At 70.8% G+C, this 17,124-nt stretch carries 16 protein-coding genes; 13 read left to right on the plus strand and 3 right to left on the minus strand.

Features of this window, described 5'->3' with window-relative positions:
- Window positions 1-4: 4 nt before the first annotated feature.
- Window positions 5-994: an ABC transporter substrate-binding protein gene (locus ACFMRZ_RS14600; protein WP_400179587.1), complete on the minus strand. Its 990-nt coding sequence runs from the start codon at window positions 992-994 to the stop codon at window positions 5-7.
- 207 nt (window positions 995-1,201) lie between these two features.
- Between ACFMRZ_RS14600 and ACFMRZ_RS14605 the strand changes: the two genes are divergently transcribed.
- The 3 genes from ACFMRZ_RS14605 to ACFMRZ_RS14615 all read left to right on the plus strand — a co-directional run bounded on the left by ACFMRZ_RS14605 (window position 1,202) and on the right by ACFMRZ_RS14615 (window position 2,771).
- The gene (locus ACFMRZ_RS14605; RefSeq protein ID WP_280274002.1) at window positions 1,202-1,726 is read left to right on the plus strand and encodes a cysteine dioxygenase family protein; all 525 of its coding nucleotides are present in this window, start codon (window positions 1,202-1,204) and stop codon (window positions 1,724-1,726) included.
- 58 nt (window positions 1,727-1,784) lie between these two features.
- Window positions 1,785-2,180 carry a rhodanese-like domain-containing protein gene (locus tag ACFMRZ_RS14610; RefSeq protein WP_400179588.1) on the plus strand — a complete coding sequence of 132 codons (396 nt, stop codon included), beginning with the start codon at window positions 1,785-1,787 and terminating at the stop codon, window positions 2,178-2,180.
- 105 nt (window positions 2,181-2,285) lie between these two features.
- Entirely contained in the window at window positions 2,286-2,771 is a 486-nt protein-coding gene (locus tag ACFMRZ_RS14615) for an Lrp/AsnC family transcriptional regulator (protein ID WP_280274004.1), read from the plus strand.
- A 10-nt stretch (window positions 2,772-2,781) separates the two neighbouring features.
- Here ACFMRZ_RS14615 and ald read toward each other — a convergent pair whose 3' ends face one another.
- On the minus strand, window positions 2,782-3,891 hold the full coding sequence (ald, locus tag ACFMRZ_RS14620) for an alanine dehydrogenase (RefSeq protein ID WP_400179589.1): 1,110 nt from the start codon (window positions 3,889-3,891) through the stop codon (window positions 2,782-2,784).
- Window positions 3,892-4,069: 178 nt separating this feature from the next.
- Window positions 4,070-5,212, minus strand: a complete 1,143-nt coding sequence (locus ACFMRZ_RS14625) for a PucR family transcriptional regulator (RefSeq protein WP_400179590.1) — start codon at window positions 5,210-5,212, stop codon at window positions 4,070-4,072.
- Window positions 5,213-5,391: 179 nt separating this feature from the next.
- Between ACFMRZ_RS14625 and hpnC the strand changes: the two genes are divergently transcribed.
- Genes hpnC through ACFMRZ_RS14675 form a run of 10 tightly spaced genes read left to right on the plus strand, consistent with a single transcriptional unit; the run spans window position 5,392 to window position 17,115 of the window.
- Window positions 5,392-6,237, plus strand: coding sequence for a squalene synthase HpnC (gene hpnC / locus ACFMRZ_RS14630; protein WP_400179591.1), 846 nt, complete (start codon window positions 5,392-5,394; stop codon window positions 6,235-6,237).
- Window positions 6,234-7,151 (plus strand): presqualene diphosphate synthase HpnD, encoded by a 918-nt coding sequence (hpnD, locus tag ACFMRZ_RS14635; RefSeq protein WP_400179592.1) that lies wholly within the window; start codon window positions 6,234-6,236, stop codon window positions 7,149-7,151. The genes hpnC and hpnD overlap by 4 nt, the downstream gene beginning before the upstream one ends.
- Window positions 7,148-8,542 (plus strand): hydroxysqualene dehydroxylase HpnE, encoded by a 1,395-nt coding sequence (hpnE, locus tag ACFMRZ_RS14640; protein WP_400179593.1) that lies wholly within the window; start codon window positions 7,148-7,150, stop codon window positions 8,540-8,542. The genes hpnD and hpnE overlap by 4 nt, the downstream gene beginning before the upstream one ends.
- Window positions 8,543-8,594: 52 nt before the next feature.
- Complete coding sequence (locus tag ACFMRZ_RS14645; RefSeq protein WP_280274010.1) at window positions 8,595-9,611, plus strand: polyprenyl synthetase family protein; 1,017 nt, start codon at window positions 8,595-8,597, stop codon at window positions 9,609-9,611.
- Between the two features lie 2 nt (window positions 9,612-9,613).
- Window positions 9,614-11,545, plus strand: coding sequence for a squalene--hopene cyclase (shc, locus tag ACFMRZ_RS14650; RefSeq protein WP_400179594.1), 1,932 nt, complete (start codon window positions 9,614-9,616; stop codon window positions 11,543-11,545).
- A gap of 3 nt (window positions 11,546-11,548) precedes the next feature.
- A complete protein-coding gene (locus ACFMRZ_RS14655) occupies window positions 11,549-12,547 on the plus strand; it encodes a hypothetical protein (protein WP_400179595.1) in 999 nt (332 codons plus the stop codon).
- Window positions 12,548-13,549 carry an adenosyl-hopene transferase HpnH gene (gene hpnH, locus ACFMRZ_RS14660; protein ID WP_280274013.1) on the plus strand — a complete coding sequence of 334 codons (1,002 nt, stop codon included), beginning with the start codon at window positions 12,548-12,550 and terminating at the stop codon, window positions 13,547-13,549. It begins immediately after the preceding gene.
- A 58-nt stretch (window positions 13,550-13,607) separates the two neighbouring features.
- Entirely contained in the window at window positions 13,608-14,906 is a 1,299-nt protein-coding gene (locus ACFMRZ_RS14665) for a hypothetical protein (RefSeq protein WP_400179596.1), read from the plus strand.
- Between the two features lie 52 nt (window positions 14,907-14,958).
- Window positions 14,959-16,266 (plus strand): ABC transporter substrate-binding protein, encoded by a 1,308-nt coding sequence (locus ACFMRZ_RS14670; RefSeq protein WP_400179597.1) that lies wholly within the window; start codon window positions 14,959-14,961, stop codon window positions 16,264-16,266.
- 3 nt (window positions 16,267-16,269) lie between these two features.
- Entirely contained in the window at window positions 16,270-17,115 is an 846-nt protein-coding gene (locus ACFMRZ_RS14675; protein ID WP_400179598.1) for a carbohydrate ABC transporter permease, read from the plus strand.
- The last annotated feature ends 9 nt before the right edge of the window (window positions 17,116-17,124 follow it).

Consider the following 17,124-nt stretch of genomic DNA (forward strand, 5'->3'; position numbering starts at 1 on the left):
TGGATCAACGCTGCTGCTTCGGCAGTCCCGGCGGGTTGACGCGCGAGGCCGATACCGCCTCGCTCCGCAGGTTCCAGCGCTCCAGCAGCTTCTGATAGCTGCCGTGGTCGATGGCGTATTGCAGCGCCTCGTGGATGGGCCCGATCAGGCCGTTGTCCTTGCGGGTCAGCGCGGCGATCTCGGCCTGCAGCGCGTCGCCGGCGCCCGAATAGGTGGCGAGGATCTTGGTCTGGCCGGTGGTCGCGGTGTGGTATGCCGCAACGGGGTTGGGGCCGAGGAAGCCGTCGATGCGCCGTGACGACAGCGCCAGGTAGTAGTCGGTGGTCTGCTGGTAGTAGGCGATATCGATCTTCGGCAGTCCCTCGGCGACGTTCTGCTCGTTCCACCGGACCAGCAGCTGCTCCTGGTTGGTGCCGCTGCCCACACCGATCCGCTTGCCCGCCAGCGACTTCCGGTCCTGGTAGGCCCACGTGGCGTCCTTCGGCGCCTCCAGCGCGATATTGTCGAGGCGATAGGTGGCGAAGTCGTACTTCTCCTTGCGTTCCTCGGTCACGGTGACATTGGAGATGAACGCGTCCACGGCGCCGGAGTCGACGGCCACGAAGTTCTGCGCCCAGTCGGCGGAACGCAGCTCCAGCCGCAGGCCCAGGATGTCGGCGACCAGCGCGGCGAAGTCGACCTCCGAGCCGATGTAGGTCCGGTCGTCGGTGGCGGTGAAACGCAGCGGCGGGCCGGTCGTGGCCGAGCCGGTGACCACGAGCGTTCCGCGGTCGCGAATCGGCTGCGGCACCTTGGCGGCGATCGCGTCCACCCGCTCCGCGTGCACCCGTCCCGCTTGTTCCGGTGACAGGTCGAAACTCTGGCCGTCGGCCGTGCGCACCTCGTTTTCCGGGTCGTCGGCGCCACACGCGCCGGTGAGCAGCACCGCGGCGGCGAGCATCGTGGCGACCAGCGCGCGGCGGCGGCCGCGACGGCCGTTGCGGGCGAAGAACATCGGACTTCCTTTACCTCGGCTGCGCTGACCGTAGGGGGAAATCGGTTGCGGTGTCTGCACTCTCGATCGGCCTGAGCGCAATGCTTGTCCGCCGGTTCGAACGGTCCGGCGATTTTGCTCACGCTGATCCTGTCCGATGGCAGAGCCGCCGCGGTGGCGGACAATCCGAGCTGGTTCCGTCCATTCGACCCGTCAGGAGCGCACAGGGTGACCACGTCACTACCGGTGAATCTGAAGCATGCCAAGGACATTCACCCCGCCGTAGACGTGCCGCTGTTACAGGACGCCGTACACCCGGACCGCACGCTGTGGTCACCTGCGGAACTGCGCGAGCTGACCGAGGCGGTCGCCGCCGAATTCGCGACGCCGCTGCTCGACATCGTCCGCTTCGACTCCGGCCAGCGCTGGTGGACCCGGCTGGCCCTGACCATGGGCGTGGAGCTGTGGCTGCTGTCGTGGGCGCCCGGCCAGGGCACCGAACCACACGACCACGGCGGGGCGTCGGGCGCGTTCACCGTCACCGTCGGCGAGCTGAACGAGGAGTACCGCCATGCGGGCGGTCCCGTGCAGCGGGCGCACTGGCGGGCGGGGCAGACCGTGGCCTTCGGCCCGCAGCGCGCCCACCGGCTCGACAATCGCAGCGCGGGCCCGGCGGCCACGGTGCACGCGTACTCGCCGCCGCTGCGGCCGGTGCGCGAATACCGCGACCTGACGGATTTCGCGGGCATATGAGCGGCCGATGCGGAGCCCCGGTGATCGACCGGCAACCGGGTGCCGGAAGGGTGGAGGTATGAGTGCCGTAGACGAACTGCTCACCCGTGCCCGGTCGCACCTGATCCGGGTGGAGCCCCGGGAGGCGGCGGCCCTGCAATCCGAGGGCGCGCTGATCGTTGATATCCGGCCGCACGCGAACCGGCTCGACGAGGGCGAGATTCCCGGTGCGGTCGTGATGGAGCGCATCGTGCTGGAGTGGCGGCTGGACCCGACCGGCGACCACCGGCTGCCGGGGCTCGCGGCCGATACCCCGGTGATCCTGGTCTGCAACGAGGGTTACGCCTCCAGCCTGGCCGCCGCCGACGCGCACCGCCTCGGCCTGGCCCACGCCACCGATCTGATCGGCGGCTTCCGCGCGTGGAAGTCCGCCGGTCTCCCGGTGGCGCCGGGCGGCTCGCCCGCCGTCCCCTGACCGGCCGGACGGACGCCGAATCGGTGCGCTGATTCGGACGGTGCGGAAAGCGGATTCGGCGTTCGTTAGGCCGGATCGCCGAATTTCGTTCGATACGGTGAGCCCATGCCGAAGAACGATCCCGCGGCCGCAGTAGCCCTGGACGACGTCGACCGCGTCCTGCTCGACGAACTGGCGCGCGACGGGCGCATGACGAACAACGCGCTGGCCGCGGCCGCCGGGATCGCCCCGTCCACCTGTCTGGGGCGGGTCCGGTCGCTCGTCGAACGCGGGGTGATCCGGGGCTTCCACGCCGATATTGATCCGGCCGCGCTGGGGCGCAGCCTGCAGGCGATGGTCTCGGTGCGGGTGCAGGCCAACGCGCGCAAGCACCTCGCCGACTTCGGCGGCCAGCTGGCCGCGCTCGACGAGGTGCTCAACGTCTACTTCATCGCGGGCGCCGACGATTTCCTGGTGCACGTCGCCACCGCCGACACCGAGCGGCTGCGCATGTTCGTACTGGAGAATCTGAGCGCCCATCCCGCCGTCGCACGCACCGAGACGATCCTCATCTTCGAACACGTCCGTCCCCGCGTCCGCCCGGGACGCTGAGCGCGGGCGTTCACACCTTGGCGAACGGCTGCGCGGTATAGCCGTGCGCGGCGGCGACGCTCTCCGACAGCAACATTCCCTGATGGGTGCTCAGTCCCTGTTCCAGTCCGGCATCGGCCGCGACGGCCGCGCGCCAGCCCCGATCGGCGAGCGAAATGACGTACGGCAGTGTGGCATTGGTGAGCGCGACGGTCGAGGTGTAGGGCACCGCGCCGGGCATGTTGGCCACGCAGTAGAACACCGACTCGAGCACCTGATAGGTCGGCTCGGCGTGCGTGGTGGGATGTGAGTCGGCGAAGCAGCCGCCCTGGTCGATGGCGATGTCGACGAGCACCGAGCCCGGCTTCATCTGCTGCACCAGTTCGTGGGAGACCAGCTTCGGCGCCTTCGCGCCCGGCACGAGCACCGCGCCGATCACCAGATCCGCCTCGCGCACCGAATTCTCCAACTCCTGCGCGTTGGAAATGACCGTGTGTACCCGGCCCTGATACTGCGCGTCGAGTTCGCGCAGCGGCGCGATGTTCAGATCCAGCACCGTGACGTCGGCGTGCATGCCCACGGCGACCGCCGCGGCATTGCGGCCCGCCACGCCCGCGCCGATGACGACGACCTTCGCCGGGCGGGTCCCGGGCACGCCGCCCATCAGCACGCCACGGCCGCCGCCGCTGCGCATGAGGTGATAGGCGCCCGCCTGTGGCGCCAGCCGTCCCGCCACCTCGCTCATCGGCGCCAGCAGCGGCAGCGAGCCGTCGCGGCCGGTGACCGTCTCGTAGGCGATCGCGGTGATGCCCGAGCGCAGCAGCGCGTCGGTGCATTCCGCCGACGCCGCGAGGTGCAGATAGGTGAACAGCACCTGGCCCGCCCGCATCCGCGGATACTCCTCGGCCACCGGCTCCTTGACCTTCAGCACCAGATCCGCGACGCCCCAGACCTCGTCCGCCGAATTCAGCACGCGCGCGCCGACGAGCGCGTAGGCGTCGTCGTCGAACGCCGATCCGACGCCGGCGCCGGACTCGATGAACACCTCGTGGCCGCGCGCCACCAGTTCGCGTACCCCGGCCGGGGTGCCCGCGACCCGGTACTCGTGGTTCTTGACCTCGCGGGGGATTCCGATCTTCACCTGTGCTCCTGTGTCCGCTGGATGCCATCGTCCCGTTGACCAAAAGTATGAAAAAACTGCGATCAGAGATCTATCCTGCTGAAGATAATTCTCCATTACGCCGGTGTGTCATTCATATAAGCGAGATACCGGGCCGGTGCGGGCCGCTGACCGAAGCATCTTCGGCCGCCGCGAACCCCTACTCCGGCGGCTCGTGCGGCATGTCCCAGATCAACGCCAGGAACAGGCGGGCGCGCTCGCGGGGCGATTCGAGTCGCTCGCCGTACAGCTCGCGCAGCCGGGCCAGGCGATAGCGGACGGTCTGCGGGTGGATATGGAGTTCGTGCGCGATGGCCTGTCGATCGCCCATCTGCCACAGCCAGCTGCGCAGCGTCTCGATCAGCCGGTCGCGGGTGCCCTCGGGCAGTTCCAGCACCGGTTTGAGCACCTGCTCCCGCAGCACCGACAGCAGCCACTCGTCGCGGTTGGCGATGATGGTGTCGAGCTGGTCGCCGACGACCACCGGACTGTCGCGCAGCACCCCGCCGCGGCGCAGGCGCAGCGCCGTCTGCGCGATGTGCATGCCGACCGGCAGCAGGTCCAGCGACAGCGGGCCGCCGATGACGACCGCGCGGCCGCGGAACACCGCGGCGAGCCGGGGCAGTTGCCCATTGCCGCCGTTGGTGTTCGGCACGATCACCCCGGTGGCGTCCGGGCGGCGGATCGGCAACGCGTTGAGGCCGAGCCGATCCAGGGCGGTCCGGGAATCGGCGTCGTCGGGATCGGCGAGCACCACCGCGGCGTCGGCGGGCAGCGGCCAGCTGGCCCGGTTCGCGGCCGCGCGGACGTCGGTGGCGTCCGAACGGCCCGACAGCAACAGTTCGGCCAACTCCTCGCGGCGGCGCTCGCGGGCGGCGCTGGCGGCCGACTGCTCCAGCACGTACCCGTGCGCCGACGCGGTGGAGAACTCGTCGACGAAGACGAACACGGCCTCGGCGAGGGCGGCGAGCACCTGCGGCTCGAGTTCCAGCTCCAGCGCGGTCGCGGCGACGTGGTGCCAGGCCACCCGCGCACCGACCTGGTAGGCGGTGAGCAGGTACGACAGCTCCAGGCCGTCCTGGAAGTGCCGCCGGCCGATCTGTTCGAAGACCAGCCGCGCCCGCGCGTATTCGCCGCCCCGCGCGCGGCCGGGTGCGGGCCCGTGTTCGGCCATCTCCAGCAGGCTGTGCACGAACAGCACGCCCGCCTCGGCCACGTCCGGATGGTGTTGGTCGAGGAAGCCCGCGTAGTTGGGCCACTCGGCGGCGAGCATGTCCCGGACCTCGTCGAGAAGGACGGGCATTCTAGCATCGAGTTCGGTCGCCAGCCGCTCTACCGCGTCCGGTTTAACCTGAAATTCTTTGTCGGAGATGCTCATTCGAATCCCTCCGGCCTCGATTATCCCCCCGTGACAAATACGACCGTCCGAAATCACCTCGTTGGTTGAAGATTTGCGCGCAGAGTAGCGCTCACCATCGAATAATGGACGCAGCCACGGCCGGGCCCCGACGAATCCGGGCCCGCGAACAGGAGGAGAACTTCCCCGTCGCGCTGCGCTGGCTCCCCCGCGAACAACGCGATCACCTGCACGCGGTGTATGCCACGGCCCGGATGATCGATGACGTCGGCGACCGAGCGGCCGGTGACCGGACCGCCCAGCTGCTGGCGCTGCGTGCCGATCTGGCGCTGGTGTGGTCCGGGGGTGAACCGGCGAATCCGGTGTTCGCGGCGCTGACGCCCACGGTGGCCGCGTGCGGGCTGGACCAGGAACCGTTCCAGCAGCTGATCGAGGCCAACCTGGTCGACCAGCGGGTCGCCCGGTATCCCACGTTCGAGGACCTGCTGGGCTACTGCCGGTTGTCGGCCGATCCGGTCGGGCGGCTGGTGCTCGCGGTGTTCGGCCAGGCCACGCCCGCGACGGTCGCACTGTCGGACCGGGTGTGCACGGCACTGCAGGTGCTCGAGCACTGCCAGGACGTCGCCGAGGACTACCTGGCCGGGCGGATCTACCTGCCGCAGGAGGATCTGGCCGACTTCGGCGTGGCCGAGGCACAACTCACCACCGGCGCGACCGGCTGCCGGGCGGTGGTGCTGCGGCAGGTGGACCGGGCGATGGATCTGCTGGACGAGGGCGCCGCGCTGGTCGGCCGGCTCACCGGCTGGGCGCGGATGGCCGTGGCCGGTTACGTCGCCGGCGGCTACGCCACCGCGCGGGCATTGCGGGCCGCCGACGGCGACGTATGGCTGCGAAAACCCACACCCCGGCACGTCGACACGGTCCGCACGATGGTGACGCTGCTCGGCCGCGCGGCGGTGGTCACCCGATGACGGCCACTCTTCCCACTCGCACCGAGGCCTACGCCGAGTGCGAGCGGATCACCCGCATGGAGGCGAAGAACTTCTTCTACGGCATCCGGCTGCTGCCGCCGGACAAACGCTCGGCCCTGTGCGCGCTCTACGCGCTCGCCCGCCGGATAGACGACATCGGCGACGGCGATCTGGCGCCGGCGGCCAAGACCGAGGCGCTGGCCGTGCTGCGCAAGCGGCTCGACGACCCGGCCGGGCAGGACGATCCGGTGCTGCTGGCGGTGGCCGACACCGCGCGCCGCTACCCCGTGCCGATGTCGGCGTTCGGCGAGTTGATCGACGGCGTGCAGATGGACGTGGACGGCGTCGGCTACGCCGATTTCGCCGCGCTGACCACGTACTGCCGATGTGTCGCCGGTGCGGTGGGCCGGTTGTGCCTGTCGGTGTTCGGCACGGGCGCCGATCCGCGGGCGCCGCTGTTCGCCGATCAGCTGGGCATCGCGCTACAGCAGACCAACATCCTGCGCGACATCCGTGAGGACCTCGGCAACGGCCGCGTGTACCTGCCCGCCGACGAGCTGGACCGGTACGGGGTGCGGCTGGAATTCGACGCCACGGGCGCACTCGACGACCCGGACGGCCGGCTCGCGGCGCTGATTCGCGACGCCACCGAACGCGCCGAGAACTGGTACTGCCTCGGTCTGCGGCTGCTGCCGGAACTGGACAGCCGCAGCGCCGCCTGCTGCGCCGCCATGGCGGGCATCTACCGGCAACTCAACGCCCGTATCCGCGCCAATCCGGCCGCGGTGTACGACCGGCGGCTGTCGCTGTCGGCGTGGGAGAAGGCCCGGGTCGCCTCCAGCGCGCTGCTGCGGTCCTCGGCGACGCTGACCGGCGATGGCGACCGGTCACGCACGGCGCGGGGTCCGCGATGACCGCGCGGGTGGCGGTGGTCGGCGGCGGCCTCGCGGGCATCACCGCGGCGCTCGGCTGTGCCGACGCCGGGCATCGGGTGACGCTGTTCGAATCGCGAAATCGACTGGGCGGCTTGACCTATTCCTTCGACCGCGCCGGTCTCGCGGTGGACAACGGCCAGCATGTATTCCTGCGCTGCTGCGACCGGTACCGCGCGCTGCTGGCCCGGCTCGGCGTGGAAAGCGACGTGAATCTGCAAGAGCGCCTGGACATCCCGGTGCGCGGTCCGCTCCTCGACCCCGCCACCGACGGTGCCGGATCCCCCGTCGTCAGTGGTCGGCTGCGCCGTCTTCCGGTGCCCGCGCCGCTGCATCTGAGCTGGGCGCTGCTGCGCTATCCGTGGATTTCGACGGCCGCGCGGGCTCGTTTCGTGCGGGCCGCGCTGGCGTTGCGCGCGGTCGACGCCGACGATCCGCGCACCGACGACACGAGTTTCGGGGACTGGCTCCGCGCACACGGGCAGGATCGCGCGGCGATCGAGAGCCTGTGGGAGCTGGTGGGCATCGCCACGCTCAACGCCCGCGCCGACGACGTCTCGCTGGCCCTGGCCGCCACGGTCTTCCAGATCGGCCTGCTGACCCGGTCGGACGCCGCCGACATCGGCTGGTCGCGAATACCGTTGGGCCGCTTGCACGGCGAGGCCGCCCAGCGGGCGCTCGCCGCCGCCGGCGTCGCGGTGGTGACGCGCGCGAAAGTGGCGGGGATCCAGCGGAACGGGAACGGGTGGGCGATCTCGGTCGACGGCGACACCGCCGCGGCCGACGCGGTCGTGTTCGCCGTCCCACCGGACGCCGCCGCCACCCTGCTACCGCCGGACTCGGTGGGCCTGCCCTCGAATTGGGCTGTGGCGCTGGATAGCTCGCCGATCATCAACGTGCACGCCGTCTACGACCGGACGGTGATGACCGAGCCGTTCCTGGCGGGACTCGAAACCGACGCGCAGTGGGTCTTCGACCGCACCGCGGCCTCCGGGCTGGGCGACACCGCGACCGGCGGCCAGTATCTCGCCGTCTCGGTCTCCGCCGCCGACGACCTCGTCGACCTGCCCACCGCCGAACTGCGCCACCGCTTCCTCCCTGCCCTGCACCGGCTGCTGCCCGCCACTCGCACGGCCCAGGTCCGCGACTTCTTCGTCACCCGCGAGCGGCACGCCACCTTCCGCCCCGCTCCCGGCAGCGCGCGCCTGCGCCCGACGGCCCGCACCGCGCTGCCCGGCCTGTACCTGGCGGGCGCCTGGACCGCCACCGGCTGGCCCGCGACCATGGAAGGCGCCGTGCGCAGCGGGGAATCCGCTGTGGCCGAACTAGTTTCGGACCACGCCCGGACACCCGCCGCGGAGGTCGTCCGATGACCGGCACACCCGACTTCGAACAGCATCAGGCACGGGCAACGGAGGTGGTTCGGTGACTACAACGATCCTTTCTGCCGTCGGCACCGGAAGTGACGCGGTGCGGGCCGCGTTACGCGAGGCGGTGAGCCGGCTCGACGATTCCCTCCGCACCGTGGTCGCCTACCACTTCGGCTGGTGCGACCAGCACGGTCACGCCGTGGCGGGCAACGGCGGCAAGTCCATCCGGTCCCGGCTGGCGCTGCTCACGGCACAGGCGACCGGCGGGGACGCCGCCGACGCCATACCCGGTGCGGTCGCGGTGGAGCTGGTGCACAACTTCTCGCTGGTCCACGACGACCTCATGGACCGCGACACCACCCGCCGGCACCGCCCGACGGTGTGGTCGGTCTGGGGCGATCCGGTCGCGGTGCTCGCCGGTGACGCGATGCTGTCGCTGGCACACGAGGTGCTACTGGATCCCGCTGTGCCGCATGCGATACCGGCCAGCCGGATCGTCGGCGGGGCGACCAGGGAGCTGATCCGCGGGCAGATCGCCGATGTCGAATTCGAGCAGCGCAGCGAGGTGAGTCTGGCCGAATGCGTGCGGATGGCGTCGGGCAAGACGGCGGCGCTGCTGTCGGCCAGCGCGGCGGTGGGCGCGGTGCTCACCGGCGCCCCGGCCCGCACGGTCACCGCGATGGAACGCTACGGCCACCACGTCGGCCTGGCCTTCCAGCTGGTGGACGACCTGCTGGGCATCTGGGGCGAACCCGAGGTGACCGGCAAGCCGGTGTGGTCGGATCTGCGGTCGCGCAAGAAGTCGCTGCCGGTGGTCTGGACCATGGAGGCGGGTGGCACCACGGGACACGAACTGGCGCAGTGGCTCTCGCGTCCGGAGGCGCCCGACGAGGACGGTTTGCGATACGCCGCGGAGCTGGTCGACCGCGGCGGCGGGCGGCGCTGGGCCCGCAACGAGGCCCGGCGGCGGGTCGCGCTGGCCGAACAGGCGCTGGCCGCGGTCCCCATGCCGCCGCAGTGCCACCGGGAGTTGACGGATCTGGCGAAGTTCATCGTCGAACGGAGTGCGTGAGTATGACAGTGATCGACACGACCGACGCGCGGGCCGAGGATCTCGCGTCCGTCCAGGACGCGCTGCGGGCGGCGGTCGCCCACCTGCGCTCGTTGCAGGACGAAACCGGTTGGTGGAAGGGCGAACTGGCCACCAACGTGACGATGGACGCCGAGGACCTGCTACTGCGCGCCTTCCTGGGCATCAGCACACCGGAGGTGACCGAACCGGCCGCCCGCTGGATCCGGTCCCAGCAGCGCGAGGACGGCACCTGGGCGACCTTCCACGGCGGCCCCGGCGATCTGTCCACCACGGCGGAGGCATGGGTGGCGCTGCGGCTGGCCGGTGACTCCCCGGACGCCCCGCACATGCGCGCGGCCGCGGAGTTCGTACGCGCCGGGGGCGGCATCGAGGCGAGCCGCGTGTTCACCCGAATCTGGCTGGCGCTGTTCGGTTTGTGGTCGTGGGACGACCTGCCCAATCTGCCGCCGGAACTCATCTTCCTGCCCTCCTGGTTCCCGCTGAACATCTACGACTGGGGTTGCTGGGCACGGCAGACCGTGGTGCCGCTGACCGTGGTGGCGACCCTGCGCCCGGTCCGCCCGCTGCCCTTCGACATCGCCGAGCTGCGCGCCGGAACCGCTCCGGCGCAACGCAGTTCGATCGCCAGCATCGCCGGCGTGTTCCAGCGGCTGGACACCGTGCTGCACGGCTACGCGCGCCGACCGCTCGGCTGGGTGCGCGATCTGGCGATGCGGCAGGCCGCGGAATGGATCCTGGCCCGCCAGGAGGCCGACGGCGGGTGGGGCGGCATTCAGCCGCCGTGGGTGTACTCGCTGCTGGCGCTGCACCTGCTCGGCTACTCCCTGGATCATCCGGCGGTCCGCGCCGGGCTGGAGGGGCTGGAGGGATTCGTCGTTCGCGAGCAGACGCCCGAGGGCGAACTGCGCCGGTTGGAGGCCTGCCAATCGCCGGTATGGGACACCGCGCTGGCACTGGTCGCGCTGCAGGAGGCCGGCGAACCCGCCGACCACCCGGCCGTGCTGCGGGCCACCGACTGGCTGCTGGCGGAGCAGGTCACCGTCGGCGGCGACTGGCAGGTGCGCCGCCCCGACCTGACCCCGGGCGGCTGGGCGTTCGAATTCGCCAACGACCGCTACCCGGATACCGACGACACCGCGCTGATAGTCCTTGCCCTGCATCAGGTTTCGCATCCCGATCCGGCGGGGTTGCGGGCGGCGGTCGAACGCGCGGCCGAGTGGACGGTCGGCATGCAGTCCGCCGACGGCGGCTGGGCCGCGTTCGACGCCGACAACACCTCCTCCCTGCCCGCGGATCTGCCGTTCTGTGATTTCGGCGCGGTCACCGATCCGCCCTCGGCCGATGTCACCGCGCACGTGGTGGAGATGCTCGCGGCGCTGGGCCGCGCCTCCGACGCGGAGTGCGAGCGCGGCGTGCGCTGGCTGCTGGACCACCAGGAACGCGACGGTTCATGGTTCGGCCGCTGGGGGGCCAACCACATCTACGGCACCGGCGCGGTGGTCCCGGCGCTGATCGCCGCCGGTGTGGACCCGCGCTCGCGGCCGATCCGAGCGGCCGTGCGGTGGTTGCAGATCCACCAGAACCGCGACGGTGGCTGGGGCGAGGACCTGCGCTCCTATCGCGACGCGGCCTGGATCGGGCACGGCGACTCGACGGCCTCGCAGACGGCCTGGGCGCTGCTGGCGCTGCTGGCCGCGGGCGTGGACTCGCCGGTGGTGGAGCGCGGGGTCCGCTGGCTGGTGGAGACCCAGCGACCCGACGGCGGCTGGGACGAGGACCTGTTCACCGGCACCGGCTTCCCCGGCGACTTCTACATCAACTATCACCTGTACCGGGTGGTGTTCCCGATCTGGGCGCTGGGCCGGTACCTGCGCGGCCCGGCGGCGATCCGCGACCGGCAGACGGGCGGCTGAGCGATGCGACCCGGAACCGTCTGCGCCCCACTGCGAAGCGAGTGGGCGGCACTGCGCGGCGCGATCGCCACTCCCGTGGTGCGCACCGGCCGCGGACCGGCCCACCGGCTGGACGCCTCGGCCGGTCCGATCGCCGTCGCGGGCGTCGCGGGCGGCCTGGACCCGCGCGTGCTGCCCGGGGATCTCGTTGTCGCACAGGAGATCCGCCGCGCCGGGGCGGTGCTGCCCAGTAAGGCCGCGCCGCTGCTGTACTCGGCCCTGCGGCACCTAGGCCTGCGAGTTCATCTGGGCCCCATCTATTCCGCCCAGCGCGTCGTCGACGGCCCGGCTCGCGTCCGGCTGGCCGCCACCGGCGCCCTCGCCGTGGACACCGAGTCGGCGTTCCTCGCCGACGCGGTGCCCGACGGCCGCACCGTCGTGATCCGCGCCATCGTCGACACCCTGGACGCACCCCTGGTGCACCCGGGCACGGTACTGCGCGGTATCCGCGCCCTGCACGCCTTGCGCTGTGCCGCACCGGTTCTCGATCAGTGGTCGGCGGCGATCGGCGAGCGCGAGGTGCTGCTGTTCGGTCCCCCCGCCGCCGATGCGCCACCGGGGCCACGGACCGCGCGGCGGCGTGCGCCGGGAGTGGATCTCGTGCTGCTGCTCCGCTCCCCCGCCGCGGCCGACGCCGCCCCCGCATTCGATTCCCGGTCGGTCCGCGTCACCGGCAAGTACGTCTGGACCGCCCCCTCGACCCCGGGCCGGGAATGCCTGACCGCCGGGTTGCCGGAATTGGCTGCCAACCAAGGCATTCCGGTACATCCGGTGGACAGCGTGGAGGGCGTCGACCTGGCGCTGTTGCGCGGCGCCCGCCGGATCGCGGTGGTCGCCGCCGCCTCCGCTCCACCGGCGCTGACCACCGATCTGCTCGACGCCCTGACCGGCCTGGGTCCGGTCCGGGTGCGCGAAACCACTGTCGCCGACGAACTTTCGTTCCACCCTCGGGAGGTGAGTTGAATGCCCATGCCCTGGCGTCAATCTCTGCGCCTGGGAGCCTATCTCGCGAAGCAGAAGGTGCTGCGCCGCGAGAAGTTCCCCATCCTGGTCGAATTGGAGCCGCTGTTCGCGTGCAATCTCAAGTGCGCCGGCTGCGGCAAGATCCAGCATCCACACGAGCTGCTCAAACAACGTATGCCGGTGGAACAGGCCGTCGGCGCGATCGAGGAGTGCGGCGCGCCGATGGTGTCCATCGCCGGCGGCGAACCGCTGATGCACCCGCAGATCGATGAGATCGTGCGGCAACTGCTGGACCGCAACAAGATCGTCTTCCTGTGCACCAACGCCGTGCTGCTGCCCAAGCACCTGCACAAGTTCGCCCCGCACCGCAACTTCGCCTGGATGGTGCACGTCGACGGACTGCGGGAACGGCACGACGCGTCGGTGTGCAAGGACGGCGTCTTCGATCAGGCCGTGGACGCGATCCGGCAGGCCCAGGCGGCCGGATTCCGGGTGATGACCAACACCACCTTCTACGACCTGGATTCGCCACAGGACGTCATCGACGTGCTGGACTACCTCAACGACGAACTCGGCGTCGACCACATGCAGATCGCGCCCGGCTACGCCTACGAGAAGGCGCCCGACCAGGAGCATTGGCTCGGCGTCTCGCAGACCCACCAGCTGTTCGCGAAGGCCTTCGGCAACGGGCGCCGCAAGAAGTGGCGGCTCAACCACTCCCCGCTGTATCTGGATTTCCTGGAGGGCAAGGTCGACTTCCAGTGCACGGCGTGGGCCATCCCGTCCTACTCGCTCAAGGGCTGGCAGCGCCCCTGCTACCTGCTGGAGGACAGCTACGCGGCGAGCTACCGGGAGCTGATCGACGACACCGACTGGTCGAACTTCGGCCGCGGCAACGATCCCCGCTGCGCGAACTGCATGGCGCACTGCGGCTACGAACCCACCGCCGTCGTCGCCACGCTCGGCTCGCTGCGGGAGACCATCCGCGCCGCGGTGAGCTGACCGCGGGCCGTCGGCGTTTCGTCCGGAACGCGGGGCCGCCACCAGGTACTTTCGGCAAGTGCGACGCATCCACACCGGTGTGGACACGGCCACGGCCTTCCTGACGACCCTCGTTGCGGGGTTGTCGCTGGCCCTGCCCATCGACTTCCGGTGGACCAGCGAGTCCTCGCCGCTGCAGCTGAACCTGCTCGCCTTCAGCCAGCCGCGCGCCGTCGCGGCAGGGGCGGTCGTGGCCGTGGTCGTGGCGACGGTGCTCACCGCCGCGGAGAGTGAACTGGTGTCCTGGTGCACCACGCTCGGCGGCATCGTGACCGTCGCGGCCGTTCATCAGATCGGCTACACCTCCGGCCCGACGGCACCCCTGACCACGCTGAACTTCGTCGACTCGGTGGCCGGCGGAATTCTGCTCGGCGGTATCGGCGCAGCGGTCGTCGGACGCCGGATACCGAGCGCGGGCTGGGTGCTCGGCATGGTCGCCAGCATCTCCGTCGCCGAGGCGCTGCCCAGCACGCAACGCTCCGGCGGCACCCGGACCGACGCCTGGACGGCCACGGATTCGCCGCCGGCCTGGCTGGTCGGCGCCGCGGTCGCGATGGTGATCGTCAGCACCTACCTGAATCGCCGCGGCGATACCGCACCGCGGCTGTCGGTGGAGTTGCCGATGGCGCCGATCGTCGCGGCGCTGGTGCTGATCGGTACCGAGACGGCGACGGCGGAATGGCTGTCCCGGCGCGGCGACAGCATGGTCGTGGTCGTCGCGGCGCTCGCGATCGCCACGCTCGTGTTCGGCGTCACCGCGCTCGCGCTACCCGGCCGGGAGGGCCTGTTCGTGCTGATGGCCGTGTCGGTGACGGCGGCGGGCAACGCCATGATCTCGGCCACGCTGCCGGTGTGGTCGCTGCCGTGGTTCATCGTGCTCACCGGCGCCGGTCTGGCGGCGGGGTCGCGGTGGCCCAAGCCCGAGGCCGGTTTCGCCGCGACCGCGGCACTGGCCCTCTGCGCGACGCTGCTGGCCTATCTGCACAGTCGCAACGATGTCGTCGACAATATCGGCAATTTCGTGATCGCGTTCATCGCCGGTTACGCGCTCGGAGCGGCGCTGCCGCAGCGTGGTTCGACCCGCGTGATCGGGCTGGTGATGATCGTGACGCCGTCGGCGATCCTGGTGCTGCGCACCCGGCTGAGTTACGGTTCGTGTTCCGAGTCGCCGTCTCCCGGCGGCGGGCTGGTGTGCGAATTCAACGGGCGCGCTTCGGTGCTCCCGGGCTGGGCGGCCCTCGGGATCATCACCGGGTGCATGGTCTTCGCCGGGCTCCTGCGCGGCCGTCGCGTTGACAACACCGGGGACGGCGCTTAAGTTTTCCGGACCATCGAGCCAAGATCACCACGCTGCCCCCAGGGAGCCGCCGATGCTCGCATCCGGTGCGCCGCGACGCGCGTTCCTGCGCGCGGCGGGTCTCGGTGTGGCGGCGCTGTCCGCGGCCTGCACCGGCTTCGTGACCAGCGGCGCCGGCGGAATGGTGTTCCTGTCCACCCAGTTCCGGCCCGCCGACGAGGCCGAACGGTTCCGGGCACTGCTCGGCCGCACCGCGCCGGGGGTCAGCTACGTGACCATCGAGGAGAGCCCGTTCGCGGGTCAGGTGCGCAGCCAGGTGGACGCCGGATCGACACAGATCGGACTGCTCGGCGGGCTGCACGGCGACCTGGCCCCGCTCGCCGACGGCTACCTGAACGACCTGACCGGGTTACTGGCCGACCTCGGCGAGCGCGGGTGGCCGGCCGACTATCTGCGCCTGGCCCGGGTCGGCACCGACCGCACCTGGTACATCCCTTGGGCCACAGCGAGTTACGTGCTCGCGGCGCACGCCGACGCGTTGCAGCACCTGCCCTCCGGGGCCGACGCGAACGCGCTGACCTACGACCAGTTCCTGGATTGGGCCGTCGCCGCGCGGCGCGCCAACGGCAACCGGCCGATGCTCGGCCTGCCCGCCGGACCCAAGGGGCTGCTGCACCGGTTCGTGCAGGGCTTCCTGCTGCCCTCGTTCACCGGCGGTCAGATCACCACTTTCCGGTCGCCGGAGGCCGTGACGGCCTGGCAGTACTTTCGCGAATTGTGGTCCAACTGCGCGCCTTCCAGCACCAATTACGACTTCATGCAGGACGCGCTGGACAGCGGCGAGGTGCGCATGGCCTGGGATCACGTGGTCCGGCTGGCGCAGGCGCCCGCCCGCGAGCCGCAGCGGTGGCGCATGCTGCCCGCCCCGCGCGGTCCGCACGGCCTCGGGTACATGGCCGTGGTCACCGGGCTGGCGGTGCCCAAGCACAGCCCGGATCCCGAACTGGCACAACGCACCATCGCGACACTCACCCAGCCGCAGACGCAGCTCGAGTTGCTGCGCTCCAACGGTTTCTTCCCGTCCGTCGACACCGCCGTCCCCGGCGACCTGCCCGCGGCGGCCACATCGGAGGCCGAGGCGCTGCGCCGCCAGCGGGACGCGCCGGGTGCGCTGCTGTCGCTGCCGCCGGTCGGCCTCGGCAAGCGCGAAGGCGAGGTGAGCAAGGTGTTCCAGGACAGTTTCCGTTCGATCGTGCTGGGCGGTAACGATATTCGCGCCACGCTCGACCAGCAGGCGCGGGTATTGCAGGGCATCCTCGACGATCTGCGCGTGCCGTGCTGGGCGCCGGATCCCGTGTCCGAACCGTGCCGGGTGGGGTGAGCGATGGCCGCACGACTGCGTTCGCCGTGGCTTCTGCTGCTGCCCTCGATCGTGCTGCTGGCGGCATTGTTCGGCTGGCCGCTGGTACAGGCGGTGGCGGCGGCGTTCCGCGACGACCACGGCTTCACCCTCGCACACTGGCGGCGTCTCGTCGACGACCCGTATTTCTTTCCCGCGCTGCGCAATACGCTGCTGCTGATCGTGATCGTGGTGCCGATCCAGTTGGTGTTGTCGATCGGTATGGCGCTGCTGTTGCAGGCGCGGCCGCGGTTCGCCGCCGCACATTTCTACCTGTGGTGCGTGCCGCTGGCGGTCTCGGAGCTGGCCGCGGGACTGGTGTGGCTGGCCGTCTTCGGCAATCGCGGATACCTGAATTCGCTGCTGGTGCGGCTGGGGCTGTCCGAGGACGGGGTGCAGTGGCTCGGCTATCAGCACACCGGGACCATGCTGCTGGCCGTGGTGGTCGCCGAGATCTGGCGGGCGACATCGCTGGTGTTCGTGATCGTGATCGCCGGAATGCAGCTGCTCCCACGCGATTACGACGAGGCCGCCCAGGTGTTCGGCGCGAATCCGTGGCAGCGGCTGCGGCACGTGACGCTGCCGCTGCTCGGGCCCAGTCTCCAGGTGGCCCTCATCCTGCGCACCATCCTGGCGCTCCAGGCCTTCGCCGTCGCCCAGGCCCTCACCGGCCGTGACTTCCCGCTGCTCGTCGGCGAGACCTACCAGTGGTACTCGAACCTCCAGAACCCCGCGGTCGCGAGCTGCGTATCGCTGGTCGTCCTGGCCATCTCCCTCGCCACCGCGTTCTTCTACCTCCGCACCGTCCGAGATCCCGAGGGCGCGCGATGAGAACCCTGA

This window comes from Nocardia sp. N2S4-5, from assembly GCF_044628355.1.
Classification (GTDB): domain Bacteria; phylum Actinomycetota; class Actinomycetes; order Mycobacteriales; family Mycobacteriaceae; genus Nocardia; species Nocardia wallacei_B.

What these genes read in the sequence shown, in the direction of transcription:
- hpnH (WP_280274013.1), top strand. Translation starts at nt 12,548, where the DNA reads ATGCCCATGCCCTGGCGTCAATCTCTGCGCCTGGGAGCCTATCTCGCG.
- ACFMRZ_RS14625 (WP_400179590.1), bottom strand. Translation starts at nt 5,212, where the DNA reads ATGCCCGTCCTTCTCGACGAGGTCCGGGACATGCTCGCCGCCGAGTGG.
- ACFMRZ_RS14655 (WP_400179595.1), top strand. Translation starts at nt 11,549, where the DNA reads ATGCGACCCGGAACCGTCTGCGCCCCACTGCGAAGCGAGTGGGCGGCA.
- hpnE (WP_400179593.1), top strand. Translation starts at nt 7,148, where the DNA reads ATGACCGCGCGGGTGGCGGTGGTCGGCGGCGGCCTCGCGGGCATCACC.
- ACFMRZ_RS14610 (WP_400179588.1), top strand. Translation starts at nt 1,785, where the DNA reads ATGAGTGCCGTAGACGAACTGCTCACCCGTGCCCGGTCGCACCTGATC.
- hpnC (WP_400179591.1), top strand. Translation starts at nt 5,392, where the DNA reads ATGGACGCAGCCACGGCCGGGCCCCGACGAATCCGGGCCCGCGAACAG.
- ACFMRZ_RS14675 (WP_400179598.1), top strand. Translation starts at nt 16,270, where the DNA reads ATGGCCGCACGACTGCGTTCGCCGTGGCTTCTGCTGCTGCCCTCGATC.
- shc (WP_400179594.1), top strand. Translation starts at nt 9,614, where the DNA reads ATGACAGTGATCGACACGACCGACGCGCGGGCCGAGGATCTCGCGTCC.
- ACFMRZ_RS14600 (WP_400179587.1), bottom strand. Translation starts at nt 994, where the DNA reads ATGTTCTTCGCCCGCAACGGCCGTCGCGGCCGCCGCCGCGCGCTGGTC.
- ACFMRZ_RS14670 (WP_400179597.1), top strand. Translation starts at nt 14,959, where the DNA reads ATGCTCGCATCCGGTGCGCCGCGACGCGCGTTCCTGCGCGCGGCGGGT.
- hpnD (WP_400179592.1), top strand. Translation starts at nt 6,234, where the DNA reads ATGACGGCCACTCTTCCCACTCGCACCGAGGCCTACGCCGAGTGCGAG.
- ACFMRZ_RS14615 (WP_280274004.1), top strand. Translation starts at nt 2,286, where the DNA reads ATGCCGAAGAACGATCCCGCGGCCGCAGTAGCCCTGGACGACGTCGAC.